This window comes from Vibrio tritonius (assembly GCF_001547935.1).
GTDB classification, from domain to species: Bacteria; Pseudomonadota; Gammaproteobacteria; order Enterobacterales; family Vibrionaceae; genus Vibrio; species Vibrio tritonius.
Genome location: NZ_AP014635.1, coordinates 1,174,677 through 1,200,739 on the forward strand (window position 1 = coordinate 1,174,677; position 26,063 = coordinate 1,200,739).

Annotated in this window: 16 protein-coding genes; 7 read left to right on the forward strand and 9 right to left on the reverse strand. The window is 45.6% G+C overall.

The window, feature by feature from the left end; genetic code table 11:
- The first annotated feature begins 74 nt into the window (after nt 1–74).
- Nucleotides 75–503 carry a MarR family winged helix-turn-helix transcriptional regulator gene (locus JCM16456_RS05370; protein WP_068713071.1) on the forward strand — a complete coding sequence of 143 codons (429 nt, stop codon included), beginning with the start codon at nt 75–77 and terminating at the stop codon, nt 501–503.
- Here the strand turns inward: JCM16456_RS05370 and lpdD are convergent.
- The 5 genes from lpdD to norV all read right to left on the reverse strand — a co-directional run bounded on the left by lpdD (nt 500) and on the right by norV (nt 5,237).
- The gene (lpdD, locus tag JCM16456_RS05375; RefSeq protein ID WP_068713073.1) at nt 500–889 is read right to left on the reverse strand and encodes a prenylated flavin chaperone LpdD; all 390 of its coding nucleotides are present in this window, start codon (nt 887–889) and stop codon (nt 500–502) included. The genes JCM16456_RS05370 and lpdD overlap by 4 nt on opposite strands.
- 99 nt (nt 890–988) lie before the next feature.
- A complete protein-coding gene (locus tag JCM16456_RS05380; RefSeq protein ID WP_068713075.1) occupies nt 989–2,020 on the reverse strand; it encodes a helix-turn-helix transcriptional regulator in 1,032 nt (343 codons plus the stop codon).
- 230 nt (nt 2,021–2,250) lie between these two features.
- The gene (locus JCM16456_RS05385) at nt 2,251–2,586 is read right to left on the reverse strand and encodes a DUF1971 domain-containing protein (protein ID WP_068713077.1); all 336 of its coding nucleotides are present in this window, start codon (nt 2,584–2,586) and stop codon (nt 2,251–2,253) included.
- A gap of 2 nt (nt 2,587–2,588) precedes the next feature.
- Complete coding sequence (gene norW / locus JCM16456_RS05390; protein WP_068713079.1) at nt 2,589–3,758, reverse strand: NADH:flavorubredoxin reductase NorW; 1,170 nt, start codon at nt 3,756–3,758, stop codon at nt 2,589–2,591.
- A 12-nt stretch (nt 3,759–3,770) separates the two neighbouring features.
- Nucleotides 3,771–5,237 (reverse strand): anaerobic nitric oxide reductase flavorubredoxin, encoded by a 1,467-nt coding sequence (gene norV, locus JCM16456_RS05395; protein WP_068713081.1) that lies wholly within the window; start codon nt 5,235–5,237, stop codon nt 3,771–3,773.
- 315 nt (nt 5,238–5,552) lie between these two features.
- Between norV and norR the strand changes: the two genes are divergently transcribed.
- Nucleotides 5,553–7,109: a nitric oxide reductase transcriptional regulator NorR gene (gene norR, locus JCM16456_RS05400; RefSeq protein WP_068713083.1), complete on the forward strand. Its 1,557-nt coding sequence runs from the start codon at nt 5,553–5,555 to the stop codon at nt 7,107–7,109.
- A gap of 538 nt (nt 7,110–7,647) precedes the next feature.
- Here norR and JCM16456_RS05405 read toward each other — a convergent pair.
- The 3 genes from JCM16456_RS05405 to JCM16456_RS05415 form a co-directional block, all read right to left on the reverse strand.
- On the reverse strand, nt 7,648–10,026 hold the full coding sequence (locus JCM16456_RS05405; RefSeq protein ID WP_068713085.1) for a glycoside hydrolase family 3 C-terminal domain-containing protein: 2,379 nt from the start codon (nt 10,024–10,026) through the stop codon (nt 7,648–7,650).
- A 313-nt stretch (nt 10,027–10,339) separates the two neighbouring features.
- Entirely contained in the window at nt 10,340–12,718 is a 2,379-nt protein-coding gene (locus JCM16456_RS05410; protein WP_068713087.1) for a glycoside hydrolase family 3 C-terminal domain-containing protein, read from the reverse strand.
- Between the two features lie 298 nt (nt 12,719–13,016).
- A complete protein-coding gene (locus tag JCM16456_RS05415; RefSeq protein WP_068713089.1) occupies nt 13,017–15,398 on the reverse strand; it encodes a beta-glucosidase in 2,382 nt (793 codons plus the stop codon).
- 412 nt (nt 15,399–15,810) lie between these two features.
- On the opposite strand from JCM16456_RS05415, the gene JCM16456_RS05420 reads away from it, so the two are divergent.
- The 5 genes from JCM16456_RS05420 (at nt 15,811) to JCM16456_RS05440 (ending at nt 24,648) form a co-directional block, all read left to right on the forward strand.
- Entirely contained in the window at nt 15,811–17,085 is a 1,275-nt protein-coding gene (locus tag JCM16456_RS05420; protein WP_068713092.1) for an Nramp family divalent metal transporter, read from the forward strand.
- Nucleotides 17,086–17,090: 5 nt separating this feature from the next.
- Nucleotides 17,091–17,510, forward strand: coding sequence for a manganese-binding transcriptional regulator MntR (gene mntR, locus JCM16456_RS05425; protein WP_068713094.1), 420 nt, complete (start codon nt 17,091–17,093; stop codon nt 17,508–17,510).
- 427 nt (nt 17,511–17,937) lie between these two features.
- On the forward strand, nt 17,938–19,317 hold the full coding sequence (gene melB / locus JCM16456_RS05430; protein WP_068715903.1) for a melibiose:sodium transporter MelB: 1,380 nt from the start codon (nt 17,938–17,940) through the stop codon (nt 19,315–19,317).
- A 133-nt stretch (nt 19,318–19,450) separates the two neighbouring features.
- On the forward strand, nt 19,451–22,534 hold the full coding sequence (locus tag JCM16456_RS05435) for a beta-galactosidase (protein ID WP_068713096.1): 3,084 nt from the start codon (nt 19,451–19,453) through the stop codon (nt 22,532–22,534).
- On the forward strand, nt 22,534–24,648 hold the full coding sequence (locus JCM16456_RS05440) for an alpha-galactosidase (protein WP_068713098.1): 2,115 nt from the start codon (nt 22,534–22,536) through the stop codon (nt 24,646–24,648). Before JCM16456_RS05435 ends, JCM16456_RS05440 begins: the two co-directional genes overlap by 1 nt.
- A 133-nt stretch (nt 24,649–24,781) precedes the next feature.
- On the opposite strand, the gene JCM16456_RS05445 is transcribed toward JCM16456_RS05440, so the two are convergent.
- Complete coding sequence (locus JCM16456_RS05445) at nt 24,782–25,906, reverse strand: M14 family metallopeptidase (RefSeq protein WP_068713100.1); 1,125 nt, start codon at nt 25,904–25,906, stop codon at nt 24,782–24,784.
- Between the last annotated feature and the right edge of the window lie 157 nt (nt 25,907–26,063).

Sequence of the window (26,063 nt, forward strand, 5' to 3'; positions counted from 1 at the left end):
TTGGTAACAAAATTTAATTACAACTTATGGTAAAGTGTCGAAAGTTATCAATCACGTATGAGTAGTAAGCGGATATGTATTCCAAATTAGATCATGTTGCATTTCACTTGATGCGTAAGCTGATGCAAGAGCACACAGCGACATGGCAGAGCGAAATGCCTAATTTGACTAAGCCTCAATACTCTGTACTGCGCGCTATCGCTTATCAACCGGGTATCGAGCAAGTGGAGTTAATGGGGGCTTCTGTTACCACTAAAGCGACGTTGGCGGAAATGCTTGGTCGTATGGAAAAGCGTGGATTGATCTATCGCGAGCAGGGGGAGGCGGATAAACGTCGTCGTTTTGTTTATCTAACAGAAGAGGGGCAAGCTTTATTAGATGCATCCATTTCGTTAGCCGATAAAGTGGACGATGTTTTCCTTGAGCGTATCGAGCCAGAGGAGCGCGAAATCTTTATTCGAATCCTTAAGGCAATGATTTACGGTCCTAAACAAGAAGATTAATGCTGTTTCAATTTAAGGATAAATTGGTCAAGTAGTTCTGTCACAAGGGATTGAATATTTTTGATTTGTTGCGCATCTGCATCATCCATGTGGATGCCGCAACTTACACTCACCACACAGTTGAGATGCGACGCGAGTGTTTGAGCCAAATGGTGCGCTAACATGTCTTCTTTATGGCCCAAAACACAGATCACCGACGTCGACGCACTGATCTTTTCTGGGTTTTGCAAACTTGGTCTGGGTTGAGCTACTGCTGTCGCACCAATGTGGGCTTTATCGCCGCCAGAGACGATGGTGACCAAGTCATTTCCCACCCAAATACCTTGAAAACGTACGCTAAACCCCGTACTTTCCCCTGATAACTCAATCATGCCTTTTGGTAACATGACATGTTCTCCTTAGTCGTATGCGAACAAATATATGCTATCACGTAACGAATTGAGCCGACTATCGATTTTTTGAGTGTCGGTGAACAGCAAACTAACCTAACCTTGGTGTGCATTGCGGTAGGCGAGTGGCGTACGATTTAGCGCCGTTTTAAAAAAGCGAGAAAAAACAGCTTGAGAGGAAAAACCAAGTTGATCGCTTATGTCTAATAGCGACAAATGCGTTTGGGTAAGCAGTTCACAAGCTTTGTTCACCCGCACCTTTTTCACCAATTCTGTAAAGCAAGTATGTTCTTCTTTTAAGCGTAAATTCAGAGTCCAACGACTTACCTTTAAATCAAAACAGACCTGATGCAGCAAATGGGTATCTTGGGTAGTAGTTTGTCGACTAAATTGTTTTTCTATTTGCTCTAACACGTTTTGTCGCCAAGATGTTTGTTCATCTAACGACGTATTAAGCTGTGCTACCCGCTCAAGTTGAAGTTCATATAGAGTGGCGTTCCAATACGGGTGTTTTGTCGCTAATGTGTTGCGTTCAATCACCATTTTGGTTGGACCTGCATGATAAACACATTGATCATCAAACGCTGTGGCGAGCTTGTTTTGATAGGTCGAACTGCTTAAAGGTAGAAAAATGGTGACTTGAGGTGTGGGTGTGTAGTTGCGTAATAGCTCATAAAGCATGATAAAGTAACCAATCGCCGCCAGCGTATTGCTCTCATCGCCGCGGTTGTTTGGCATCATGGCCAAATGCCATTCTTGAGGATAACAGCCAAGCTCAACTTGATTGGCGTTTTCAATCAGACTACGGTGGGCAAAAAAGTGGTGCAAGCAGTGCTCTACATCTGGACTATTTAAACACAGCCCGAGTAAATCGGGTGATTGGCTATAAATAAACTGAAGATATTCAGACCGCTGCTGCTTTACGACAAGGTAATCATAATACTGCGGAGTATAGCGCGATAAGGATGTGAGTAGTTTGGCGTATTGCTCTTGTGTGAGGCGACCATCGGGGCGGTCTAGTTCGCAGCGCACGATACCGGAATGGTGCAAAATAGGTTCTATCGCGATGCCTTTTTCATCGAAAAAACACAAAATGTCTCTCGCAATCCAATTGTTGCAACTTCCCACGATTCCCCCCCATTTCGCTGTAATCCATGCCCATAATCTACGATTGTTTGCCAGAAGGAACAATTGGATAACCGTGAAAGCTTGACTGAATCCACAAAATGCAACCGGTTTCACCTGGCTGATGTTATCGTGGTTATGTGATGAAAAAAGTGGGGACGTAAATCACCAAGATACAAAAGAACGAAAATCGACTCGATCTTCGTTCTTTATAAACTTATTTACCTATCACGTTATTTGGTGTGGTACATATCCTGATGTCGTGTTTGCGGATCCGACCAAAAGTTAATATTGAACAGCGCATCATCACTCATTTCAATACGATGCCAGTAACGGGGTGGACTGGTGGCAAAACTTCCCGCCGAAATGACGACCTTTACCTCAGGCTCAGTCGCATGTTCATCCGCGAAACCATAGTAGATAACGACGCCTTCCATCACACACAATTGTCCAAAAACACCTGCGGCTGTGTTGTGATGGGAAAGTAATGCGGCCGGAACGTTGTCTTTACTGAAAAAGGGCGTTGAACGTTGGATAGTCCAGTTTTGGGGTATTCTTTTGTGAGTCATGGTCACTCTCCTGATGTGGACTGTTGATTTGGTGTATTGAGCTGCACCTCTTTTAACAAGGCAAACGCCTGATTAACATGTTCTTTTGTCACCACGAAGCCTGTCATGTTTTGCTGGTTATCAAACGCCTTTGCCATTATCCCTTGGGTCGAAAAGTCGACTTGCCAGTGAGAATCGACCGTATGGTTTCCCCCTATTTGTATCGGGTACTGTGGGGTTTTTACTTTAACCATCATGGCAGGAAGCGAAAGCACTGATGGGGTAGACATTAATGCATTCGCCAATGTGTTTGCACTTAGGATGATAGGTTGCAAAAACGGCATGACTTTCCCGTAGACTTCCGCACAGTCACCTAAAGCATACACATTGTTAAGTGATGTTTTTAATTGATTATCAACGATAATTCCTCGATTTATCATCGCCCCCGCAGCCTTTGCCAACTCGGTATTGGGCACGATTCCCGCTGCGGCAATAATGCAATCGGCGTTGAAGGTGTTGCCTTTTCGGCTCGTTATCATCAATTCATTGTTGCGATGATTTACGGATGTTATCGCGTCGCGACATTCAATATTTACCCCAAGGTGGCGCAATTGGTGCTCTAAGGCATCAGCAATAAAATTAGGTATCAGATTAGCCATTAAATGGTCGCTTGGCTCCACTATTTGTACCTGTTTCCCACTGGTGGAGAGGTCCATCGCCAGCTCGGTGCCAATAATGCCACCACCCATAATCAAGATACGCTGTGCAGTGTGTATGCGTTGCTCAGACTTACGGTATTCCTGCAAGCTATTAAGAGTGACGATTTGGTGTGTGGCATCACCAGTTAGGTTTGGCAAAAATGGATGAGCGCCAGTCGCTAGCACCAGTTTAGAATAGGGAAAACTCCCATCCTTCGTCATGATGATTTGAGCTTCGGGGTCTATTCGCTCCACTGCCGTATTTGTGAAAAGATCAACATCATAGCGTTTGATGAATTCGTCTGCGGTTGTTGCTATGAGATCATCCGCCATTTGTTGCCTGGTAAATACATGACTCAAATCGGGTTTGTTATAATCTTCACCCTCATCCAAGGTAAACAATTGAATGCGAATATCGCTATTTTTTCGACGCAATGTTTTGACCAGTTGGTAGGCAGCAAAGCCGCTACCAATGATAATTAAAGGTGCACTCATCAATCACCCCTCTTAATTGTTGTATTCGATAAAGACATCTTTACCAAGATTACAATCTGGGCATAAGAAATCGTCCGGGACGTCATCCCAAGCTGTGCCGGGCATTACATCCTGATTCGGCTCTCCAATTGCGGGGTCATACACCCAATTGCAGACGGTACAGATCATGGATTGGGTATCTATTGTCTTCTCAGAGGAGCCACTGACTGAGGTAGTTTGAATGCTCACGGGACTCACACTTTCTTGGACAGGGGCGGTGTTCTCAACTGGCTGGGTCTGATGGTTTAACTGCCACTGTTTGGCAATTGTACGTCCATAATCTTGGCATTCTGCCAGCGCTTTATGATCTGGGCGCCATTTGGTTTTCAAGCTCAAACTGGTATCAAAACCGGCATCAGTCAAACGTGCGTGGATACGATCAACGGCTCCACCATTCCAGCCATAGCTACCAAATGCCGCTGCACTTTTGTTTTTAAATCGGAGTCCTGCAATTTCTTCCAGCATACCTGCGATTTTTGGCATCATGACGTTATTCATGGTTGATGAGCCAACCAAAATTGCTTTAGAGCGAAAGACGCTGGATAGAATCTCGTTTTTGTCGTGTTTGGCGACATTGAAGACTTTAACCGCAACGTTTGCATCTACATCATGTATTCCTTGTGCAATGGCATCAGCCATCATTCGGGTATTGTTTGACATAGAATCGTAGAAAATAGTGATTCTATTTTCTTGATAGTGATTTGCCCATTCAAGGTATTGATGAATGATTTGAGTGGGATTGTCCCGCCACACGATCCCATGGGACGTCGCGATCATATCGACAGGAAGATTGAAGCTCAGTACTTCATTAATCTTGGCGGTAACCAAGTTACTAAACGGGGTTAAAATATTAGCGTAGTAACGCAAACACTGTTCATACAGTTCGTGTTGGTCAACTTCATCATTGAACAATCTTTCATCGCAGTAGTGTTGACCAAAAGCATCGTTGCTGAATAAAACAGCATCTCCAGTTAGGTATGTCATCATGCTGTCGGGCCAGTGCAACATTGGCGCCTCAACAAAAACAAGCTGCTTACCATGACCAATATCAAGCGTATCGCCGGTCTTAACGGTATTGAAATTCCATTCTGGGTGATGGTGATGACCGACGATCGAATCGATAGCCGCTTCTGTGCAGTAAATCGGCGTTTGTGGAATTTTATCCATCAATGCGGAGAGTGCACCTGAATGGTCCTCTTCTGCATGGTTGATGACGATAAAATCAATGTCGTTTAGATTGATTTCTTTTTCGAGGTTTTGCAGAAATTGGTAGCAAAAACGATGATCAACGGTATCGATAAGCACGACTTTTTCTTCACGAATGAGGTAGCTGTTATAGCTAGTGCCTTTGGTGATTTTGTACTCGGTGCCATGAAAGTCTTGTACTTCCCAGTCTCGCTGCCCCACCCAGTGAATGTTATTTTTTACATGAATCGTCATTTTCTCTTACCTTGTTAGTATTTATTTCTAAGAGTAAGAGCAGTATCCGTGCCAATAAAAATAAATGTTTATTTTCAATGTCTTATAAAGAAAATTTACTTGTTTATTATCAAAATGACAATGGCTTAATATTTTCATATTGATAATGTATTGTCATTTTGAGTATGATTCTCTCTTTAGCGATAACAACGAATGATTGGTGATGAGTTGCACGCTTGAGTGGTTGAAAATGAGGTCGCTTTCGCGACCCAAGCCACGCATCAAATCGTCGTTATAATAGTATGCGTCGCGAATCGAGATGCTGATGAGGAAAACATGGTAAAGCAGCAAGTAGGTAAGGCTTGGGTTCAAGTTGCACTTGATATTACGTCGGGTATTTCTGCTCAAGATCGATTTGAGCGGTTACTTTCGGCAATACGAGAAACGTTAAAATGCGACGCCTCAGCGTTACTGCTTTTTCGTCATCAGCAATTCGTTCCCTTGGCGACAAATGGGTTGAGTAATGATGTGCTTGGGCGACGATTCGATATTGCGCAGCACCCTAGATTAGAGGCAATCGCTCGTGCTGGAGATATTGTACGATTTCCCTCGGATAGTGACTTACCCGATCCCTATGATGGGTTAATCCCTAATCATGCAGATGAGCTGAAAGTGCATTCGTGCATCGGGTTGCCACTGCTTTTTGATGATCGCTTAATGGGCGCCGTCACCATTGATGCATTTGATCCTACTCAGTTTGATGATTTTAAAGATGAAGATCTAAGAATCATTTGTGCATTGGCAGCAAGTAGCCTTAACACTGCGTTAATGATGGAACAGTTGGAAAAAAATGCGGGTGTAGCAACCGTTGCTCCTAGACATTCAGGGCAATTGTATCAAGTGGGAGAGATTATTGGTCAATCATCCCCCATGCTAGATTTAAAATCGCAAATCGAAGCTGTGGCTGACACGGATTTATCTGTATTAATCATGGGAGAAACCGGGGTTGGTAAAGAGTTGGTCGCAAATGCTCTTCATGTTCAATCAAAACGTGCGAAGAACGCGTTGGTTTATTTGAATTGCGCGGCCTTACCTGAATCTGTCGCGGAAAGTGAATTATTTGGGCATGTAAAAGGGGCGTTTACTGGTGCGATTAGCCATCGAAAAGGCAAGTTTGAATTGGCTGATAAAGGCACGCTCTTTTTAGATGAGATAGGCGAGTTGTCGTTATCATTGCAAGCGAAGCTGCTTAGAGCGCTTCAATATGGTGACATACAACGGGTAGGGGATGACAAAAATATAAGGGTAAATGTACGTATTGTTGCTGCAACAAACAGAGTGATGCACGAAGAGGTAAAAAAAGGCAATTTCCGCGCAGATTTATATCATAGATTAAGTGTCTTTCCCGTTTTTGTCCCGCCACTAAGGGAAAGAGATAATGATGTTATTTTGTTATCAGGGTTCTTTGCTGAGCGATGTGCTCATCAGCTTGGAGTCACTAATATTCGCTTAGGTGCTGAGACATTAATTATGTTGCAACACTATCATTGGCCAGGCAATGTTAGGGAGTTAGAGCATGCAATCAATCGGGCATCGGTATTAGCGAAGTCAACCAGTAAATCAGAACAAATTACATTACTTCCACAGCATTTTAATTTGGTTACAGACGAAAATAATAATGAGATTTTTTTTGATACTCAGGAAACTATGTCTGATTCAATCTTTTCAGAATGTAAGAAATTAAGTCTAAAAGAAGCTGTGGATCTTTTTCAAACCCATTTCATACAAAATTGCTTTGCAGAAAATGGTGAAAATCTGACGGCAACTGCCAGACAATTAAATGTGAACCCTCCCAACTTACACCGACTGATGAAACGCCTCAATTTAAAATAGACTCAATGTCATAATGACAATAATATTGTCATTATGACACTATTATTGCTTGTTATTTTGATAATAAAGAAAAAGCGCCTTATTTAAAATCAATATAAATCATAATGTTAAATATTGGCACTGTTCCTGCAAAAGGCATACTGACATCGAGATGTGGTTCGTTTTCTATAACGAGACGGTTGGTGAGCTATTTTTAGTCACGCCATATTGTAATGAATAACACGACACTCTATACACGCTATAGGTGTGCGCTTTTTGGCTAATCTCAAGCAACCAATACAGCGTAAAGCGAGAGTCTTTATCGTATATTTTAAGGGGGCGGCGTCGCGAGTCTCACCGGAGCAAGCTTTAAGTGACGTGATTCATTCTGGCTTTGAGGTGCTCTCCTTTGATCGTAACAGCTGTCCTGATCACTACATTTGCTCTTTTAGATTAAGTGAACGCGCAGTAGACCAATAAAGACATGACTACCTGTGTTTTGGGTTAGCGTTATATCCCGCACGCATCCGCGTGCGGGATAGTCTATCTATCAAATAGACTAATTTAGTTCCACTCCACCTGTTGAATCCACTTCAAAGCCTTCAGGTAGCGCTAATGCGTTCGGAGTGGTGTGGGCCACAACAACCGTTTTTTTCACGGTGAACTTCACCGGTTCGATACCGGTAATGTCAGATGAAGGTGCGATATACGCTTGATATTGTCCCGGCTCGATAATCCATTGATTGGCTTTTGCATCAAAGCTAGCAAGCCATTTGGCTGGAATATCAAAAGAGAGAGACTCTTTTTCGCCCGGCTGCAAAGCGGTTGTTTTGGCAAAGGCTTTCAGCTCAATCGCAGGTTTTACCAATTTGCCTTGGGGCGCGCTGATATAAACCTCGGCGACCTCTTTCCCTGTCAATTTCCCGGTGTTCGCTATGGTGGTTTTCAGCGATACTTGGCCGTTTGCTCCTAATTTATCCAGCGTATTCAATGTGATCTGAGAATTATCGTATTGGAAGTTGGTGTAGGAAAGTCCATAACCGAAGGGGTAGGCAACGGGTTTGTTTTCCGTTGTGTAATAACGATAGCCGACCATGATTCCTTCGTTGTAATAGTTGGTGTCTATTTCACCATCACCATTGGTGTCACTACCAAAGAAGGATTGAGATGATGGCACATCGTTATAGTGGTTAGGGAAAGTTTGCGTCAGTTTGCCGCTTGGATTGGTTTTGCCAGAGAGAATATTTGCGACAGCATAACCTGCTTCCTCCCCAGGCATATACGCTAGCAGGATGCTGTCGACTTTTTCAGACCATGAGGTATCGATTACCCCTGGGATATTCAGTACTACAATGACTTTTTTACCCACTGCGTGGAAGGCGTTAGAGACATTGTTAATCAGCGCCGTTTCATCATCGGTAAGTAGATAGTCACCTTTCGTTACCGTACGGTCGCTGCCTTCACCAGCCATACGCGATAGGGTGACTACCGCAGCATCATTAGTTTTTGCCGCTTGAGCATATTGGGCAGCTGTAAGTGTAGGCTCTTCACAGGTGTAGGTTTTACTAATGCCAAATTGGTCGGTGTGTTCTACACGATGTGTGTTAAACCATGTTTGATAGGTGTTTCGCAGTGTTGCATCCACCTTAAATTGTTGAGAAAGCCCTTCAGTAATCGTTACTAAGTGATCAGGGTGAACGTCACCACTGCCGGTTCCCCCTTTTTGGGTGAGTTGCTGGGCAATACCAAACATCGCTACTGCTTGGTTGGCTTGGAGTGGTAATGCTTGCTGGTGGTTTTTCAGTAGGATCATACCTTGCTCTGCCGCATACCGCGATACGTTGGCGTTGGTGGACAAGTTGGGATGGTTAGTTAAAGGCTGATTTTGTGCCGCAGGAGTTTTGAGCATTTGCGTCACAATGCGCTCAGTGCTGAGGTTAATCTCTGCGTCTTTAAGTTTGCCATCTTTATAGCCTTGTTGCAGAGCTTGCAGCTGTTTCTCCTTGGTGACCATGTTGACGCCGCCCGGTTGAATGCTGTCATTCCCGGCATTGATCATTTCAACGGAATTATCACCAGCGAACCAGTCACTCATCACCAAGCCGTTAAAGCCCCATTCATTGCGTAGCACATCGGTCAACAAGTCATAGCGTTGCGCAGTGTACGTCCCATTAACCTTGTTGTAAGACGACATAATTGCCCATGGTTGCGCTGTTTCAACGGTATCTTCAAAACCACGCAGATAGATTTCACGCAGTGCACGAGGTGAGATAATGTTATTTACGGTACGACGGTTGGTTTCAGAGTTATTGGCAATAAAGTGCTTGATAGTGACACCAATACCTTCTTCTTGGACACCTTGTGTAATGGCTTCGGCGATTTTTGCGGTGACAAATGGATCTTCTGAATAGTATTCAAAGTTGCGACCATTGAGCGGGTTACGTTGAATGTTCATCCCTGGAGCAAGCCAAAAATCAACGCCGTAGGCCCGCGCTTCTTGACCAATGCTTTCGGCAACGGTTTGTGCCAGGTTGGTGTCCCAGCTAGACGCCAGCAATACGCCAATTGGAAAAGCAGTGGCATGGTAGGTATTAGGATCATTTTTACGGGTGGCATCTAAACGCACACCGGCCGGGCCGTCAGCTAATACGACTGCAGGAAGGTCGATGCCTTCTTCGGCGTTGTTCACCCCATTGATGTAACCAGCGGTTCCTTTTACGCTGTTTTTGGCATTGGTGCCATCATTGCCGTAGCCCGGGCCAACTAATATGTTGAGCTTCTCATCAACACTCATTTTACTGACCATTTCATGAGCGGCAGCTCGAGCAGCTTGGTCTGTCTCATCTTGGGTTGTACTGCAACCGACCAAACCCAGTCCAAGCGTTAGTGAGATAGCCACTGCAACTGTACTTAACCGATAGTGTTCACCGTATTTCATTCTAATGTCCTTTTGCTTTGCAACGTGACGCCAAAATGTGCGTACACAAATCCTCAGCACACCTACGAGTGCTGATTAACAGCGACTATGAAAACCTATTGTGGAACCGCTTTCTTTGCTTGGGGGAGTAATTTTTATCGTTTGGGTGAAAATTGAAAAAATGAGAATTGAGGCATGTTGATATACCCAAGTAACCTCAAGATGCTGTTTTAGTGAGAACGGATTCGCTCTTAGGTAAGGCGCCGATGTATTCTGCGTAGAAAATAAAGGCGCACACTGTGGAGTGTGCGCCTTTTCTGGGGTGAGGCGGGGGTTATTTGATAACGATTCCGCCAGCGTTATCTTCTTTGTAGCCTTTAGGCAGTGCCAAGGCATTTGGTGTCGTGTTTGCCACAATCACAGTTTTTTTCACGCTAAAGTTAAGCGGTTTGATTCCTGTAATATCAGAGGAAGGGGCGATATAGGCTTGATATTGTCCCGGTTCAATGACCCATTGATTGGCTTTGTCATCAAAGCTTGCTAGCCATTTGGCTGGAATAGTAAAAGAGAGTGTCTCTTTTTGTCCTGGTTCGAGTGCTTCCGTTTTGGCAAAGGCTTTGAGTTCAATCGCAGGTTTCACCAACTTGCCTTGTGGCGCTTTGATGTAAACTTCAGCGACTTCTTTACCTGTACTCCTCCCAGTGTTCTCGATGGTGGCAGAAAGCGATACAGTTCCACTGGCTCCCACATTATTTAAGGTATTGCTTTTAACGTGGGCGTTGTCGTAGTGGAATTGAGTGTAGGACAGTCCATATCCAAACGGATAAGCGACTGGTTTATTGGCGGTTGTGTAATAGCGATAGCCTACCATGATCCCTTCGTTATAGTAGTTGGTGTCAACTTCCTTATCGTTGTCAGTATCTTGGCCAAAGAAACTCTGAGCAGAAGGAACATCGCTGTAGTTAAGTGGGAAGGTTTGCGTTAGCTTGCCGCTTGGGTTGGTTTTGCCTGACAATACGTTGGCTACCGCGTAACCTGCTTCTTCGCCTGGCATGTAAGCCAGCACGATTCCATCGACATGTTTGCTCCAAGAGGTATCAATCACGCCTGGAATGTTGAGCACGACAATGACCTTTTTCCCAACTGCGTGGAATGCTTGAGAGACATTTTTAATTAAGCGGGTTTCATCATGAGTTAACAGGTAATCGGCTCTTCTTACCTGACGATCTGTTCCTTCTCCCGCCATACGAGAAATGGTAACGACCGCGCTCTGATTGTCTTTGGCGGCTTGGGTAAATTGTGCTGAGGTGAGCCGTGGTTCGTTACAGCTATATGTTGTACTGATACCAAATTTGCCAGTGTGTTTCACCCGTTTCTTCAGATACCAAGATTGGTATTCTTTCATTAAGTCCTGATCAAGATTAAATTCAGCCGACATTCCCTGGGTGATGGTGATCAAATGATCTGGGTGAACATCACCGCTACCCGTACCGCCTTTTTGAGTGAGTTGCTGAGCAATGCCAAACATAGCGACACTTTGTTTGGTTTGTAGAGGTAGCGCATTGTCTTGGTTTTTAAGCAGAATCATGCCTTCTTCTGCAGCCATACGAGAAATAATCGCGTGTTTGTCCAAGTTTGGTTGATTGGTTAAAGGCTGTTGTTCCGCGGCTGGGACTTTGAGCATTTGGGTTACGATGCGTTCAACACTTAAATTGATGTCTGATTCATTTAATGAGCCGTCTTTAACGCCTTTTTCTAGCGCAGCGCGGTGATCTTCTTTAGTGATGAGGTTGACGCCACCCGGTTGAATCGCATCGTTACCGGCATTGATCATATCGACGGAGTTGTCGCCAGCAAACCAATCACTCATGACCAAACCTCTAAAGCCCCACTCATTACGTAATACGTCGGTGAGTAGGTCGCGGCGTTGCGAGGTGAACTCTCCGTTTACCTTGTTATACGAAGACATGATCGCCCAAGGTTGAGCCGTTTCTACTGTATCTTCGAAACCACGTAGATAAATTTCGCGCAGTGCGCGTGGGGAAATAATGTTGTCTACGTTAAAACGGTTGGTTTCAGAGTTGTTGGCAACCAAGTGTTTGATCGTGACGCCAACGCCTTCTTTTTGTACTCCATCGGTAATGGCTTCAGCGATTTTCGCGGTCACTAGGGGATCTTCAGAATAGTATTCGAAGTTGCGACCATTTAGCGGGTTACGTTGAATGTTCATTCCCGGAGCAAGCCAAAAATCGACCCCATAGGCTTTGGCTTCTTGACCTACACTTTCCGCCACTTTCTCGGCGAGCTTGGTATCCCAAGTGGATGCAAGCAGTACCCCGACCGGAAATGCTGTCGCGTGGTAGGTGTTAGGGTCGTCTTTACGATTCGCATCAATTCGAATACCGGCAGGGCCATCTGCCAAGACGACCGCTGGCAAATCGATTTCTTCTGCTGGATTATTAACGCCATTAATGTAGCCAGCTGTACCTTGTACTTTATTTTTGGCGTTGATGCCATCTGCATGGTAGCCCGGACCAACGAGAATATTGAGTTTCTCATCCATGGTCATATTGCTCACCATTTTTTGGGCTGCTTCTCGTGCGGCTTGATCGGTTTCTGCTGGAGTTGAGCTGCAGCCACTCAATCCCATGACCAAGCCTAAACCGACCGCTAAAGCGACTGAATTCAGACGATAGTTATTGCGACATTCCATTCTAATATCCTTTCATTTTAATAGTATTTATACCTCCAGATGCGGTTTCAGCGAGAATGTACTCTGCATCTTTCGGTCATTTAGTTAGGGGCAAGATGATCACCAAAGCATCACCCATAGGAGGTGAGAACAGCTATTATCAAAACGGATTGTTGAACCTATTTCTTTGCATTTGGGGGCAATTTTTTGCGTTTGGGGGAATATGTAGGAAATGCGGAAAGGGTCATCTTTCCTTATCAAAAAAATGACCCAATTTATCAGTAAGTTAGTGTGATCTAACTCAGGTAATGTCCCATATTTATGGCACTAGAATACCACCTGTTGCATTGGTTTGAATGTCTGCTGGTAGATCTAAAGCCCCTTCGGTTGCTGGAATGATCACCGCTTTTTTAACGCGGAATGTCAGCGGTGCAATATCAGAGACATCGGACGATGGGCTGATATACGCCTTGTACATACCTGAGGCGACTACCCACTGGTGATTCGCCGCATCAAAGCTTGCTAACCAACGAGTTGGTATTGTGAAGTGCAAGGTTTGTTTGCCACCAGGACGCAAAGTGTGAGTTTTGGCGAACGCTTTAAGTTCATAGCGTGGTTTGGTGAGGCCATTTTGTGGTGCAGAAATGTAGACTTGCGCTACTTCTTGACCTGCGGTGTCGCCAGTGTTTGCTACGGTCACTTTCAGTTTTAGATGGCCTTTCTTACCCTTATCACCAACGCTATTGAGTTGAACCACTGGGTGACTGTAGGCAAATTTGGTGTAAGACAAGCCATAGCCAAATGGATAAGCGACTTCCACATCGTTGGTGGTGTAGTAGCGATAGCCGACTAAAATACCATCATCATAGTAGTTGGTATCGATAGTACCGTCACCATCGGTATCCACACCGGCAAATGAGCTGGCTGATGGGACATCTTGGTAATCCATAGGGAAGGTTTGAGCTAATTTACCGCTTGGATTGGTTTCGCCACTTAGGATATCGGCAATCGCATAACCTGCTTCTTGTCCAGGCATATAAGCCAACAAGATAGCATCCACATTGTCACGCCAAGACGCAGTATCAATGACACCCGGAATATTCAGAACCACCACCACTTTTTTGTCTTTTTCGTGGAAAGCAGTAGAGACTTGGCTGATCAAATTGGATTCATCTTCTGAGAGTAAGTAGTCACCTTCGGTGACCGTGCGGTCATTACCTTCACCTGCGACACGGGAAATACTGATAACGGCGATATCATCATCTTCAGCTGCTTGTGATATTTGCGCATCGGTTAAGCTCAATTCATCACAATAGTAGGTAGTGCTGACGCCAAGTGAGTCGCTTTCTGTTGTTCGATTGTTGGTGTACCAAGTGCTGTAGAGACTCTGCAACGTGCTGTCAACGGTGAATTGAGATGCTAAGCCGTCGGCGATATCAATCACATGAGCACTGTTGACATCGCCACTACCTGTACCGCCTTTACGTGTGGTGTATTGAGCAATACCGAATGAAGCAACGTTAGTACCGCTGGCAATCGGTAGGGCAGAACCGTTGTTTTTCAGCAGCACCATACCGGCTTCAGCCACTTCTTTAGACAGTGTTGCATGCGCATCTAAGTCAGGTGTGTTGCTTGGCGTAACGCGTGCGTAAGATGGGGTTTTGATCATTTGGGTGACAATGTGAATGGCGTTAGCCGTGATCACTTTTTCATCCAATTCCCCAGCTTCATAGGCGGCCTCTAGGGCACTAAGCTGAGCTTCACCACTAACTAAATTTGTCCCTCCGGGTTGAATCAAGTCATTGCCCGCTTTAGTTTGAGCAACGGCGCTATCGCCTGCATACCAGTCACTCATGACTAAACCACTAAAGCCCCATTCGCCACGCAGAATTTGTGTTATCAAATCATAACGTTGCGAAGTGTATGTGCCATTAACCTTGTTGTAACTGGTCATTAATGCCCAAGGGTCGGCATTTTCAACCACATCTTCAAAGCCACGCAGATAAATTTCGCGTAGTGCGCGTGGAGAAATAATGTTATCCACGTTCATACGATTGGTTTCGGAGTTATTAGCAACAAAGTGTTTAATGGTGACGCCCACTCCTTGTGATTGCACCCCGTCGATTTCCGCTTCCGCTATTTTGGCTGTCACTAGAGGATCTTCGGAGAAATATTCAAAATTACGTCCGTTAAGCGGGTCGCGTTGGATATTCATCCCCGGAGCAAGCCAAAAATCGACGCCATACGCGTAAGCCTCTTGACCCACGGCTTTACCAATTTTTTTAACTAATTTGGGATCCCAAGTGGAGGCGAGGAGCGTACCGACAGGAAAACCCGTTGCGTAATAGGTTGCAGAGTCGTCGTCGCGAGTTGGGTCGATACGAATCCCTGCAGGGCCATCGGACAGTACGGCAGCAGGTAAATCGATACCACTGTCGCTATTTAGCACCCCGTTGATGTACCCAGCGGTACCAGAGACACTTTTTAACGCGTTGGTCCCATCTACGCCATAACCGGGACCCACCAGCAGACTCAAACGTTCGTTGATGGTCATCTCTTTAACCAACTTTGTTGCCAGTTTTTCCGCGGTCATTTTGCTGTGCTGATTATGATGAGCCGTTTCTTTAGCGGTAACGTTGGTTGCCAAAGACAAGGCAGCAGCTATCGCACTCAACGTAAAAAGAGAATGAGTAACTTTCATGTTTTCTATCCTTCAGTTGCATTTTTATAATTGATTTAATTAGGTTTGATGAATGTTAAGAAGCACTAAAGATGCGGTAGGGAGAAGCATCAATACGTGTGAAAAAACGCACTTCTTAACGCAAATGTAGATGAGTCATTAACAAAAAATTTTGCTTTACGGAGTGGATTTTTTGCTTTTCGGGGAAATCGCAATATTTGGAATCAAGGGCAAATATTCCCTGTGATCTGGGTGGCATTCGCTGGCGTCGTCAGTCGTTGTTGGTGCGGCTGTAGCACATTAGCAAGTTATCAAGTAAAAACTTAATTGATAAAAGTTATCATTTCGATTGGGAAAAACGATTGGATTTTAAGCGCTGTTTTAACCGAAGATAAGGATGTTAACCAAGGTTAACTTATGTGAGGTGAGTTTAATGCTGCAATCTATTTCAAATTCTTCTATCCAATTTCAAGCAAGTCACGTATTGCAAGGTAAAGCTGCGCGCTTTAGTTGGCTCGTTATGTTTGGGCCAGCCTTGATTGCAGCGGTTGCGTATGTTGACCCAGGCAATTTTGCCACCAACATTGAAGCAGGTGCTCGTTATGGTTACGCCCTGCTGTGGGTGGTGTTAGCGGCGAACCTGATGGCGATGTTGATTCAAGGTATGTCGGCCCGTTTGGGTTTAGCAACTGGGCAGAACCTTGCGCAAGTGATTCGCGATCGGTATCCACGCCCAGTGGTTTGGTTTTACTGGGTTCAAGCTGAGATCGTTGCTATAGCGACCGATTTGGCTGAATTCTTAGGCGCGGCATTGGCGTTTCAATTGCTGTTTGATATCCCGATGATGTATGGAGCACTGCTCACCGGGCTAATCACCTATGCTGCGTTGCTGCTGCAAAAATACGGCTTCCGATTAATGGAAATCTTAATTGGTGCCATGATCATGGCAATCGCTTTGGGGTTTGGGGTAGAGCTGTTACTTAGTCGCCCAGATATGGCCGCATTAACACAAGGTTTGCTTATTCCTTCATTTCCTGATAGCTATGCCATTTATCTTGCTTCAGGTATTTTGGGCGCAACCATAATGCCGCACGTGATTTACCTTCATTCAGCGTTGGCGCAAAACCGAATCAAAGTACGTAATCAGTCTGAGAAAAATACTGTCGCTCGCTACTATCGTTGGGATGTGATCATCGGCATGGCGCTGGCAGGTTTAGTGAATATGGCACTGTTGGCGTTAGCAGCGTCTACATTCCATAACAGTGGTCATCAAGATGTGGCAACCATTTCTGAAAGTTACCAACTGTTATCTCCGCTTATGGGAGGGCAAGCGGCCAGTATTATCTTTGGTGTTGGTTTGTTATTGGCGGGGTTATCTTCATCGATTGTTGGCACGCTTTCTGGTCAGGTACTGATGCAAGGGTTTGTGCGCTTTACCATTCCGGTTGGGGTACGTCGCTTGATCACCATGATTCCTGCGTTAGCCGTGATTATGCTGGGGGTATCAGAGCAAAAAGCCTTGGTCGCAAGTCAAGTGGTACTGAGTTTTGGTATCCCATTTGCGCTGATTCCACTGCTGACCTTTACCTCGAAACGCTCTGTGATGGGCGAGATGGTCAATAAAAAATGGATTACTGCGCTTGGAGGCTTGATTTGTAGTTTAATCATAGGCTTAAATGTGTATGTCATTTTCTACACTGTAGCTTAATTATCATGCCGAAATCACAACAGAGCGCCTATTTTAATAAGACCAAAGAAGACCACCAAAGTGAGCTGGTGGAGGACTATGTTGAAGAAATTGCGGACCTTTTCCAAACCCATGGTGAGGTTCGCAGTGCCGATCTTGCCGCCCGTTTTGGTGTCAGTGCTGCCGCGGTATCTAAATTCATCACTCGCCTGAAAAAAGAAGGCTTAGTTGAGTCCATGCCATACCGCGGTGTGTTTCTCACCGACAAGGGGCGCGAACTCGCCGAGAAAGTTGCGCACCGCCATAACGTGGTGTTCGAAACCTTAATTGCTTTAGGCGTACCAGAGGCGAATGCCCGTGCCGATGCAGAAGGTATTGAGCACCATTGTAGCCAAGAAACCGTGGTAGCCATGGAAGCGTTTTTGAGTGCCCAAAAGAGCAACTAACTCATATGGCTAAATCGTTAATGATTCCCTGAAAGAGTAAGTTGACTGATTGACGTTTATGCTCTGCTATTGGCGAATGCAGCTCAGGTGCTGACAGGGCAGAGTAGTTCCTTTTCTTTCATGACTTGATGATCGCTTATGCGAGTGATGATATCGTTAAAATGTTAACGTTTTACCCATTATTCTCCTAACCCCTTTATCCATGATGAATATTGCACGGTTCGATTGTGATATTGATCGCGGTTCTTTTCTTTAAATCCATATTTTTTCTAATAAATACAGCGAGTAGAGTGAAAAAGTGTGAGCTGTTCCTCTTTCTGAGTACCTTGTGGAAACGTTTCCATTTGCTGGCGTTGGGATCACAGAATTTGCCTTGAGAGTTAAACATAATGTTTACATCATAAAAACATATAAAGGCTCTTACTCTATGAAACCTACCCATATCACTCTAAAAACTAAGGCGTCCTACGGCCTTGGTGCATTAGGTAAGGATCTTGCCTGTGCGCCTATCTACATTTTCTTGATGTTTTATTTTACCGATGTGGTCGGTCTTTCGGCTGCCTTTGTCGGTACAGTGTTCCTCGCTGCACGTATTGTTGATGCGATTACCGACCCGATGATGGGGATTGTGGTCGACAACACCCGTTCACGTTTTGGTAAGTTCCGTCCTTGGATTGTCATTGGTACGGTGATTAACGCATTTGTGCTGATCGCACTGTTTAGCACACATATGTTTACCGGTACGAGTGCCTATGTGTATGCCGCAGCCATTTATATTTTGTGGGGCTTGACTTACACCATCATGGATATTCCTTTCTGGTCAATGATTCCTGCGATCTCCGATTCTCGTCGTGAACGTGAAAAGCTGGTGGTATGGCCGCGTCTATTTGCCAGTATCGCGTGGTTTATTGTCGGTAGTTACGGCTTGCTGATCGTCAAAGATTTAGGTAACGGGGACCAAGGTCAAGGCTTCTTCAATGTCGCTTGTATCATTGCGGTATTGTTTATCTTGAGCGCATTACTCACCTTTAAAAACGTGAAAGAAAAAGTGGTGGTATCGACTAAAGCTGAAAAATTCAGCTTGAAAGATACGCTGCATATTATTGGTGGTAACGATCAGCTAAAAGCATTGATCGCGACCGTACTGAGCTTCCAAATTGCCAACTTGCTGGTGGGTGGTTTTGCGATTTACTACTTCACTTACGCCATGGGCAATGCCGAGTTGTTCCCAGTGTATATGATGATTGCCGGCGGCGCCGAAGTTGCTGGGGTATTCCTCTTCCCTCGTCTGGCTGCGATCTTGCCACGTAAGAACCTGTGGGTGGTTGCTTGTGGCTTACCTGTGGTTTCCTGTTTGTTGCTACTTGCAATGAGCTTACTTGCTCCGGGTAATACTCTGTTGATTGGTCTAGCTGGGGCGGCAATCAAGTTTGGGGTTGGGATTGCGAACGCATTGCAAACCGTTATGTTGGCCGATGTGGTGGACTATGGCGAATACAAAATTGGTCGTCGTACCGAAAGCGTTATTTTCTCAGTTCAAACCATGTTGGTGAAATTTGCTGGTGCAGCAGGTGCATTCATTGTAGGTGTAGGGCTATCTGCCATCGGTTATGTACCGAATGTCGCCCAAAGTGATAGCACAGTGTTTGGCTTAAACATGATGATGATTGGTTTGCCAACCATCATGATGGTGCTCAGTGCCATTATCTATAAACGCTACTACAAACTGCATGAAGGTTTTACTCGTCCAGAAGGTGAAGCAGAGGCTGAGTCTTCACTTCATCCCGCAACAGAAAAAACCGCGTAATCAGTGGCTAGGGATAAGCCTTAGTTAACATCATGATTATGCGAAAAGAGTTATACAAATTCCAAGTTATAAAAATAGTAAAAGGGGGAGGCGGTTCGTCCCCCCTTTATTCGTCGTTATGAGGTCTTCTACTATGCGAAATTTTCACGATATTATCGCAAGCCAAGAGTGGCAAAATCCATCCGTGGTGAAGTTGGGTACACTAGCCCCTCATGCACCGCTGCACAGTTATCGCAGTGCGGACGATGCGCTAAATAAAAGGCACTCTTCTCGTCATTACCTCAATGGAAAGTGGCAATTTAAACTCTACTCTGCTCCGGAGAAGGTGGAAGCAGCGTTTATTGAACCTGATACTGATCTCAGCGCATGGGATGCGATTAAGGTGCCGGGTAACTGGCAAATGCAAGGGTTTGATAAGCCGATTTACACCAACGTTAAATACCCGTTTCCAGATAAAGCGCCTTATGTCCCAGAGGAAAACCCAACGGGCTGCTACGCATGTGACTTCGAGGTCGATTCTCTTGGTGTAGAGCAAAGCCGCTTAGTGTTTGAAGGGGTCAATTCAGCGTTTCACCTATGGTGTAACGGAAAGTGGGTCGGCTACTCTCAAGACAGTCGTTTACCCGCAGAATTTGATGTGTCACAACATCTGCAATTGGGTCGCAACCGAATTGCCGTAATGGTGCTGCGTTGGTCCGACGGTTCTTATCTTGAAGACCAAGACATGTGGTGGCTTAGTGGGATTTTCCGTGACGTTTTTTGGTATCAAAAACCGCAACTCGCCATCAAGGATGTGTTTATTCGCCCCAGCCTAAGTCCAGAATATCGCGATGGCATATTGGACATTACCACCACCTTAACCGCTGCAACCAGTGACCATTGTGTTGAGGTTGCCCTATATGATGCACAAGGGGAACAAGTCACCCTGCAAGGGGCTAACCTTACGGGGACACACACCTTTGATGTGGATGAAAAAGGTGGTTGGCACGATAAGGTTGAGCAGCACTTTATTGTCGAAGCTCCGGCTAAGTGGACAGCGGAAACGCCCAATTTGTATCGCTGTGTCGTGAGCCTATTAGACAAACAAGGCGAACCTGTTGAAAGTGAGGTGTTTACCATCGGTTTTCGCTCAGTATGCATTGAAGATGGCTTGCTCAAAGTGAACGGTCAGCCTTTGCTGATTCGTGGGGTAAACCGCCATGAACATCATCCAGAAACCGGTCATTTCGTTGATGAAGAGACCATGATTCAAGACATTGTGCTGATGAAACAGCACAACTTTAATGCGGTGCGTACTTCCCATTACCCAAATCATCCCCGTTGGTATGAGTTGTGTGACCAATATGGTTTGTATGTCGTGGACGAAGCCAACGTGGAAACCCATGGGCAATTCCCAATGTGTCGTTTGTCGAACGATGTTCAGTGGAACCACGCTTATATGCAGCGCATGATGGGCATGATTGAACGAGACAAAAACCATCCGTCCATCATCATTTGGTCGCTAGGCAATGAATCGGGGATTGGTTTTAACCACCACGCTATGTATCAGTGGACAAAACAGCGCGATCCTTCACGTCCTATTCAATATGAAGGTGGTGGTGCGAACAGTGCTGCGACCGATATCATCTGTCCGATGTACGCGCGAGTAAATCAACACCAAGGAGGGGTCAACCCGAAATACGCCATAAAAGATTGGATTGGTCATCCCGGTGAGCAGCGTCCTTTGATTTTGTGTGAATACGCTCACGCGATGGGTAACAGTCTTGGCAGTTACAGTGATTACTGGCAAGCATTTCGCGATTTCCCACGCCTACAAGGCGGATTCATTTGGGATTGGGTTGACCAAGGCATTTCAAAATGGGATGACCAAGGGAAACACTACTGGGCTTATGGTGGCGATTTTGGCGACGAAATTAATGACCGTCAATTCTGCATCAATGGCTTGATTTGGCCTGATAGAACACCGCATCCAACTTTGCTCGAAGCGAAACGCGCTCAGCAGTTTTACCAAATGGCCTACGATGGGCAAAAAGCGTTGAAGATAACCAGTGAGCATCTCTTTGCCAGCGAAGCCTTGCTGTGCCGTTGGTCATTGTTAGAAGATGGCGTAGAGATTGGGTTTGGTGAGTCACCACTTGAGATTGCACCGCAAAGCTCAGTGGAAATTCCATTGACGTTTGATAAAACAGGGTGGAAAGAGGCAAGTGCTTATCATCTGAATGTCGACATTATGTTGGCACGTGAAACGGCCTGGGCGAGTGCTGGCCACAGTGTGGCTGAGTTCCAACAGTGTGTGAAAGTTGCCTATCCTAAAACACGAATTCCATGTATTGATGGGCAGTTGAATGTGACCGAAAGTGAGCAATCACTTCTTATTAGCACTTTGCAAAATCAATGGCATTTCGACCGTCACTCCGGTTATTTGACCCAATGGATGGCCCATGACCAAGCCCTTTTAGTTGCGCCATTAACCGATAGTTTTTATCGTGCGCCGTTGGATAATGATATCGGCACAAGTGAAGTAGATAGGCCCGATCCTAATAGCTGGATGGCGCGCTGGAAAAAGGCCGGGCTTGATCACCTTGAAGCGCACTGCAGCGAGTTTACTTATCAAACACTGGCTCATGAAGTGCAAGTGGTGGCTAAGTTTGACCACTACGCCATTGGACATAAGGTATTGGGTAGCGTGTGGCAATACACCATCGATGCACAAGGGGTTATGACGGTAGATGTGAACGTTACCCGTTATGCTGATTTGCCAAGTTTAGCGAGAGTCGGTATGACTTGCGCCATTCCTTTAACTGACCATGTTAGTTGGTTTGGCCGTGGGCCGCACGAAAACTACCCAGACCGCCAACTAGCGGCGCGAGTAGGTCGCTACCATCGTCCATTAGCAGAGCTTCACACTGACTATATCTTCCCAAGTGACAATGGGTTACGCTGCGATACTAAAGAGCTGACGATTGGTGCATTAACCATGAAAGGCCATTTTCATTTTGCTGCCAGTCGTTACAGTATGGCGAATTTGGAACAAGCAAAACACACCAATGAACTTCATGCTGAGCCACATATTTATCTTTCTTTGGATGGCTTCCATATGGGCATCGGCGGGGATGATTCATGGACACCGAGTGTCCACCAAGCATTTTTACTTGAAGCACCGCACTACCATTACCAAGTGAGCTTTGTTGCCGAGCCTAACGCAGGAGAAAAATAATGAGTCAAGAAGTGTATCAACTGTGTGGTACTCGCAGTCAGTTGATCGTGCAAGTGAGTGATGTCGCGGAGATTGTTTATTATGGTAAGCGTCTGCAACACAAAGTATCACTGACCGAATTAGCAGCCATTGCTCGGGCGATTCCTTATGGTCGTTTGGACGTCGATGTGCCAGTCTCCCTTAACCCGCAGCTGGCGAGAGGGGCATTTGGCTCTCCAGGATTAGAAGGGCATCGAAACGGGCTGGCGTGGGCGCCAGCGTTTACTCTGCAAGAGGTAAAGCAAGAAGACACTAAGCTGATCTTGGCCAGTCGTGACGAAACCGCCCAGTTAAGTCTGGTGGTTGAACTTGAACTTGATAGTGATGATGTGTTGCAGATGCGTCAAACGCTCACCAATGACGGTGAGCAAGGTTACAGTGTGACACGGTTAACCAATACTCTGCCGCTACCTGCCAGAGCCAATGAAGTGCTCTCTTACTTTGGTCGTTGGGTAAAAGAGTTTCAACAAACTCGCACCTTGATTGAGGCGGGCGGGTATATCCAAGAAAACCGCCGCGGTCGTACTTCTCATGAGCATTACCCTGCCTTAATGGTGGGGCCGCAAGGCTTTGGCGAGCAAAATGGGGAAGTGTGGGGCGCTCATTTAGCATGGAGTGGTAACCACCGCATGCGGGTTGACGTGAAAGCGGATGGGCGACGTGTGCTGCAAGCAGAAGCGCTGTATCTGCCGGGGGAAATTTACCTTCAGCCGGCTCAAAGCATCAGCACGCCGACCTTATATGTCAGTTACAGCGCTGGTGGCTTAAATGGTATGAGCCAGCAATTTCACGAGCATGTACGTCACGCTATTTTGGGCGAACGCCTTACTAAGCCGCGCCCAGTTCATCTTAATACATGGGAAGGGATCTACTTTAAACATGATCCTGAGTACATTAAAAAGATGGCGACTGCCGCTGCTGAAATCGGAGTGGAACGATTTATTGTTGATGATGGATGGTTTAAGGGGCGCGATGATGATACGTCATCCTTAGGCGATTGGTTTATTGACAAACAAAAGTACCCTGAAGGCATCCATGGGTTAATCGAACATGTTCATGGGTTAGGAATGGAGTTTGGCTTGTGGTTTGAGCCAGAAATGATCAATAAACAGTCCGACTTATATCGCGCTCACCCCGACTGGCTGTTAGCGGTTGAAGGCTACGATGCGCCGACGGGGCGTCATCAGTATGTACTCGATTTACAGCAACAAGAGGTATTTGATTATCTCTTCGAGCGTTTGGATAGCTTTTTAACCAATTATCCGATTGATTACATTAAGTGGGATATGAACCGCGAAATCGTCCAGCCTGCACATCGAGATATGGCTTCAGGTATCGGCCAAGTGGAGCAATACTATCGTTTGGTCGATAAACTGGTAGAAAAACACCCTGATGTGGATATTGAATCGTGCGCAGCTGGTGGCGGTCGAATTGATTTTGAAGTGCTGAAACGGACCCACCGTTTTTGGGCGTCGGATAATAACGATGCACTGGAGCGGCAACAAATTCAACGTGGTATGAGCTACTTCTTCCCACCGGAAGTGATGGGGTCACATATTGGCGCAGAACACAGCCATACCACCAGACGCACTCATGCGCTTGGTATTCGCGGTTTAACGGCTATGCTCGGTCACATGGGGCTTGAGCTTGATCCTGTCACCTTAAACGATGAGCAAAAAGCCGATTATCGACGTTATGTTGAGCTACATAAAACCTGGCGTGGCTTGTTGCATTCCGGTATCACTTATCGGCTATCCCTTGAAGACGGTAAAGCGCAACAAGGCGTGATGGTACTCAGTGAAGACCAAGAGTTAGGCTTAGTTAATATCACCCAAACGGCAATGGGCACTTATTCCCTCTCTGGTGTATTGCGTCTACCGGGACTTGACCCGCAAGCAAGTTATCGAATTTGTGTGGTTGATGAGCCAGTTGGCCTTCATCAAATTGTCAATCGACAACCGACGTGGATGAAAGAATCGACAGTGCTGACGGGGGAGTGGCTAGCTGAAGTTGGGCTGGCTATGCCGTTAATGGACCCAGAAACCGCGCTGCTGTTTTCACTAGAAAAAGAGTAGTGATTGTATCTGGCTGCTTCGATTCAAAGTAAGTTAAGAGATTCATAGCAAGATAAGCGATTCAGTTCAAAATAAGTAAAGAGGACGCGATGGCGTCCTCTCTGTTTTTGCAGCTTTATCGACGCAGTGCTGATTAAATCTTATCTACCACTTGCAATATTGCCGCAAGCGTATCTGCACCAAAGGCGCTACTGCGTTCTGGTGACCAACCATACAGCTCGTCAGGGTGGTTGTCGTTATCTTTAAACGGCATTTCAATGGTATAGGAAAGCACGTTAAATTGTTCGGCAACCCATTTTGAGCCAATCAGCAGGTTTGCCTCGCCCGGCGCATTTTTCGGGTAACCGTGCTCATCTTGAAACTCTGGGGTGATTGTTAATAACGCTTGTTTAAACAGCTGCTCTAAATTGGCAATACGTTGGTTGTAGCTAGGAACACCTTCGCTTCCCGCAACGAAGTTGTAGGGAAGGGCTTCATCACCATGAATATCAAGGAACATGTCTAAGCCGGTTTGCAGCATACGTTCGCGAACGTAATAGACTTCAGGGCTTCGTTCGAGCGATGGGGTTTGCCATTCTCGGTTAAGGTTAACGCCAATCGCGTTGCAACGAAGGTGGCCACGAATACTGCCATCAGGATTCATGTTCGGCACAATATAGAACACGGCTTTGTCGAGCAGCGCTCGCGCTACGGTATCGGATTCATCTAATAAACGCTCGATTAAGCCTTCCATAAACCATTCGGCCATGGTTTCACCGGGGTGCTGGCGGGCGGTAATCCAAATACGTTTTTTATCATCATCAGGTTCACCAATGGTCAGCAGCGACATGTCATTACCTTCAAGAGTTTGTCCGAGTGTCTCTAATTGACATAGGTAGCTCATTTGGGCTTGATGAATTAAATCTAAATGGCGTGAATAACTGTAAGGCGCAAAGTAGGCAAAATAGATTGACCCAAATTCGGGGATGAAGGTGGTGGTTAGTGTATCGCCATCAAATTCACAAGGAATTCGGAACCACTCTTGACGGTCATAGGAGGCGACCATGTCGTAGTTTTCCCACCCTTCAGGATAAGCCGATTGGGACAGGTTAAGCAGTTGAATACGATGTTGGACCTGTGCCGTTGTTTCTAAACGAAAGTGAAACCATTGGGCAAATTCAGATTGATTGTCTTTGGGTATGGTGAGTTGAATATTAAGTGGTTCTTCGGCGTGTACCACCTCGATATTACCACTTTCAAAATTGCTAAATATCTTCATGGACGTGACTCAAAAATAAAAATTACCTCAAACTAACAAGATATCACGCACTTGAAAAGCGAATTCAAAGCGAAATTAGTTTGGCGTATTTTTAATCGAAAAATCTATTGTTTTCTTTGTAACCACCTCAGTACAATAGGAAATACGATTACCAATG

Coding starts and splice junctions, on each gene's coding strand:
- JCM16456_RS05370 (WP_068713071.1), top strand. CDS start 75: ATGTATTCCAAATTAGATCATGTTGCATTTCACTTGATGCGTAAGCTG.
- lpdD (WP_068713073.1), bottom strand. CDS start 889: ATGTTACCAAAAGGCATGATTGAGTTATCAGGGGAAAGTACGGGGTTT.
- JCM16456_RS05385 (WP_068713077.1), bottom strand. CDS start 2,586: ATGACTCACAAAAGAATACCCCAAAACTGGACTATCCAACGTTCAACG.
- norW (WP_068713079.1), bottom strand. CDS start 3,758: ATGAGTGCACCTTTAATTATCATTGGTAGCGGCTTTGCTGCCTACCAA.
- norV (WP_068713081.1), bottom strand. CDS start 5,237: ATGACGATTCATGTAAAAAATAACATTCACTGGGTGGGGCAGCGAGAC.
- norR (WP_068713083.1), top strand. CDS start 5,553: ATGGTAAAGCAGCAAGTAGGTAAGGCTTGGGTTCAAGTTGCACTTGAT.
- JCM16456_RS05405 (WP_068713085.1), bottom strand. CDS start 10,026: ATGAAATACGGTGAACACTATCGGTTAAGTACAGTTGCAGTGGCTATC.
- JCM16456_RS05410 (WP_068713087.1), bottom strand. CDS start 12,718: ATGGAATGTCGCAATAACTATCGTCTGAATTCAGTCGCTTTAGCGGTC.
- JCM16456_RS05415 (WP_068713089.1), bottom strand. CDS start 15,398: ATGAAAGTTACTCATTCTCTTTTTACGTTGAGTGCGATAGCTGCTGCC.
- JCM16456_RS05420 (WP_068713092.1), top strand. CDS start 15,811: ATGCTGCAATCTATTTCAAATTCTTCTATCCAATTTCAAGCAAGTCAC.
- mntR (WP_068713094.1), top strand. CDS start 17,091: ATGCCGAAATCACAACAGAGCGCCTATTTTAATAAGACCAAAGAAGAC.
- melB (WP_068715903.1), top strand. CDS start 17,938: ATGAAACCTACCCATATCACTCTAAAAACTAAGGCGTCCTACGGCCTT.
- JCM16456_RS05435 (WP_068713096.1), top strand. CDS start 19,451: ATGCGAAATTTTCACGATATTATCGCAAGCCAAGAGTGGCAAAATCCA.
- JCM16456_RS05440 (WP_068713098.1), top strand. CDS start 22,534: ATGAGTCAAGAAGTGTATCAACTGTGTGGTACTCGCAGTCAGTTGATC.
- JCM16456_RS05445 (WP_068713100.1), bottom strand. CDS start 25,906: ATGAAGATATTTAGCAATTTTGAAAGTGGTAATATCGAGGTGGTACAC.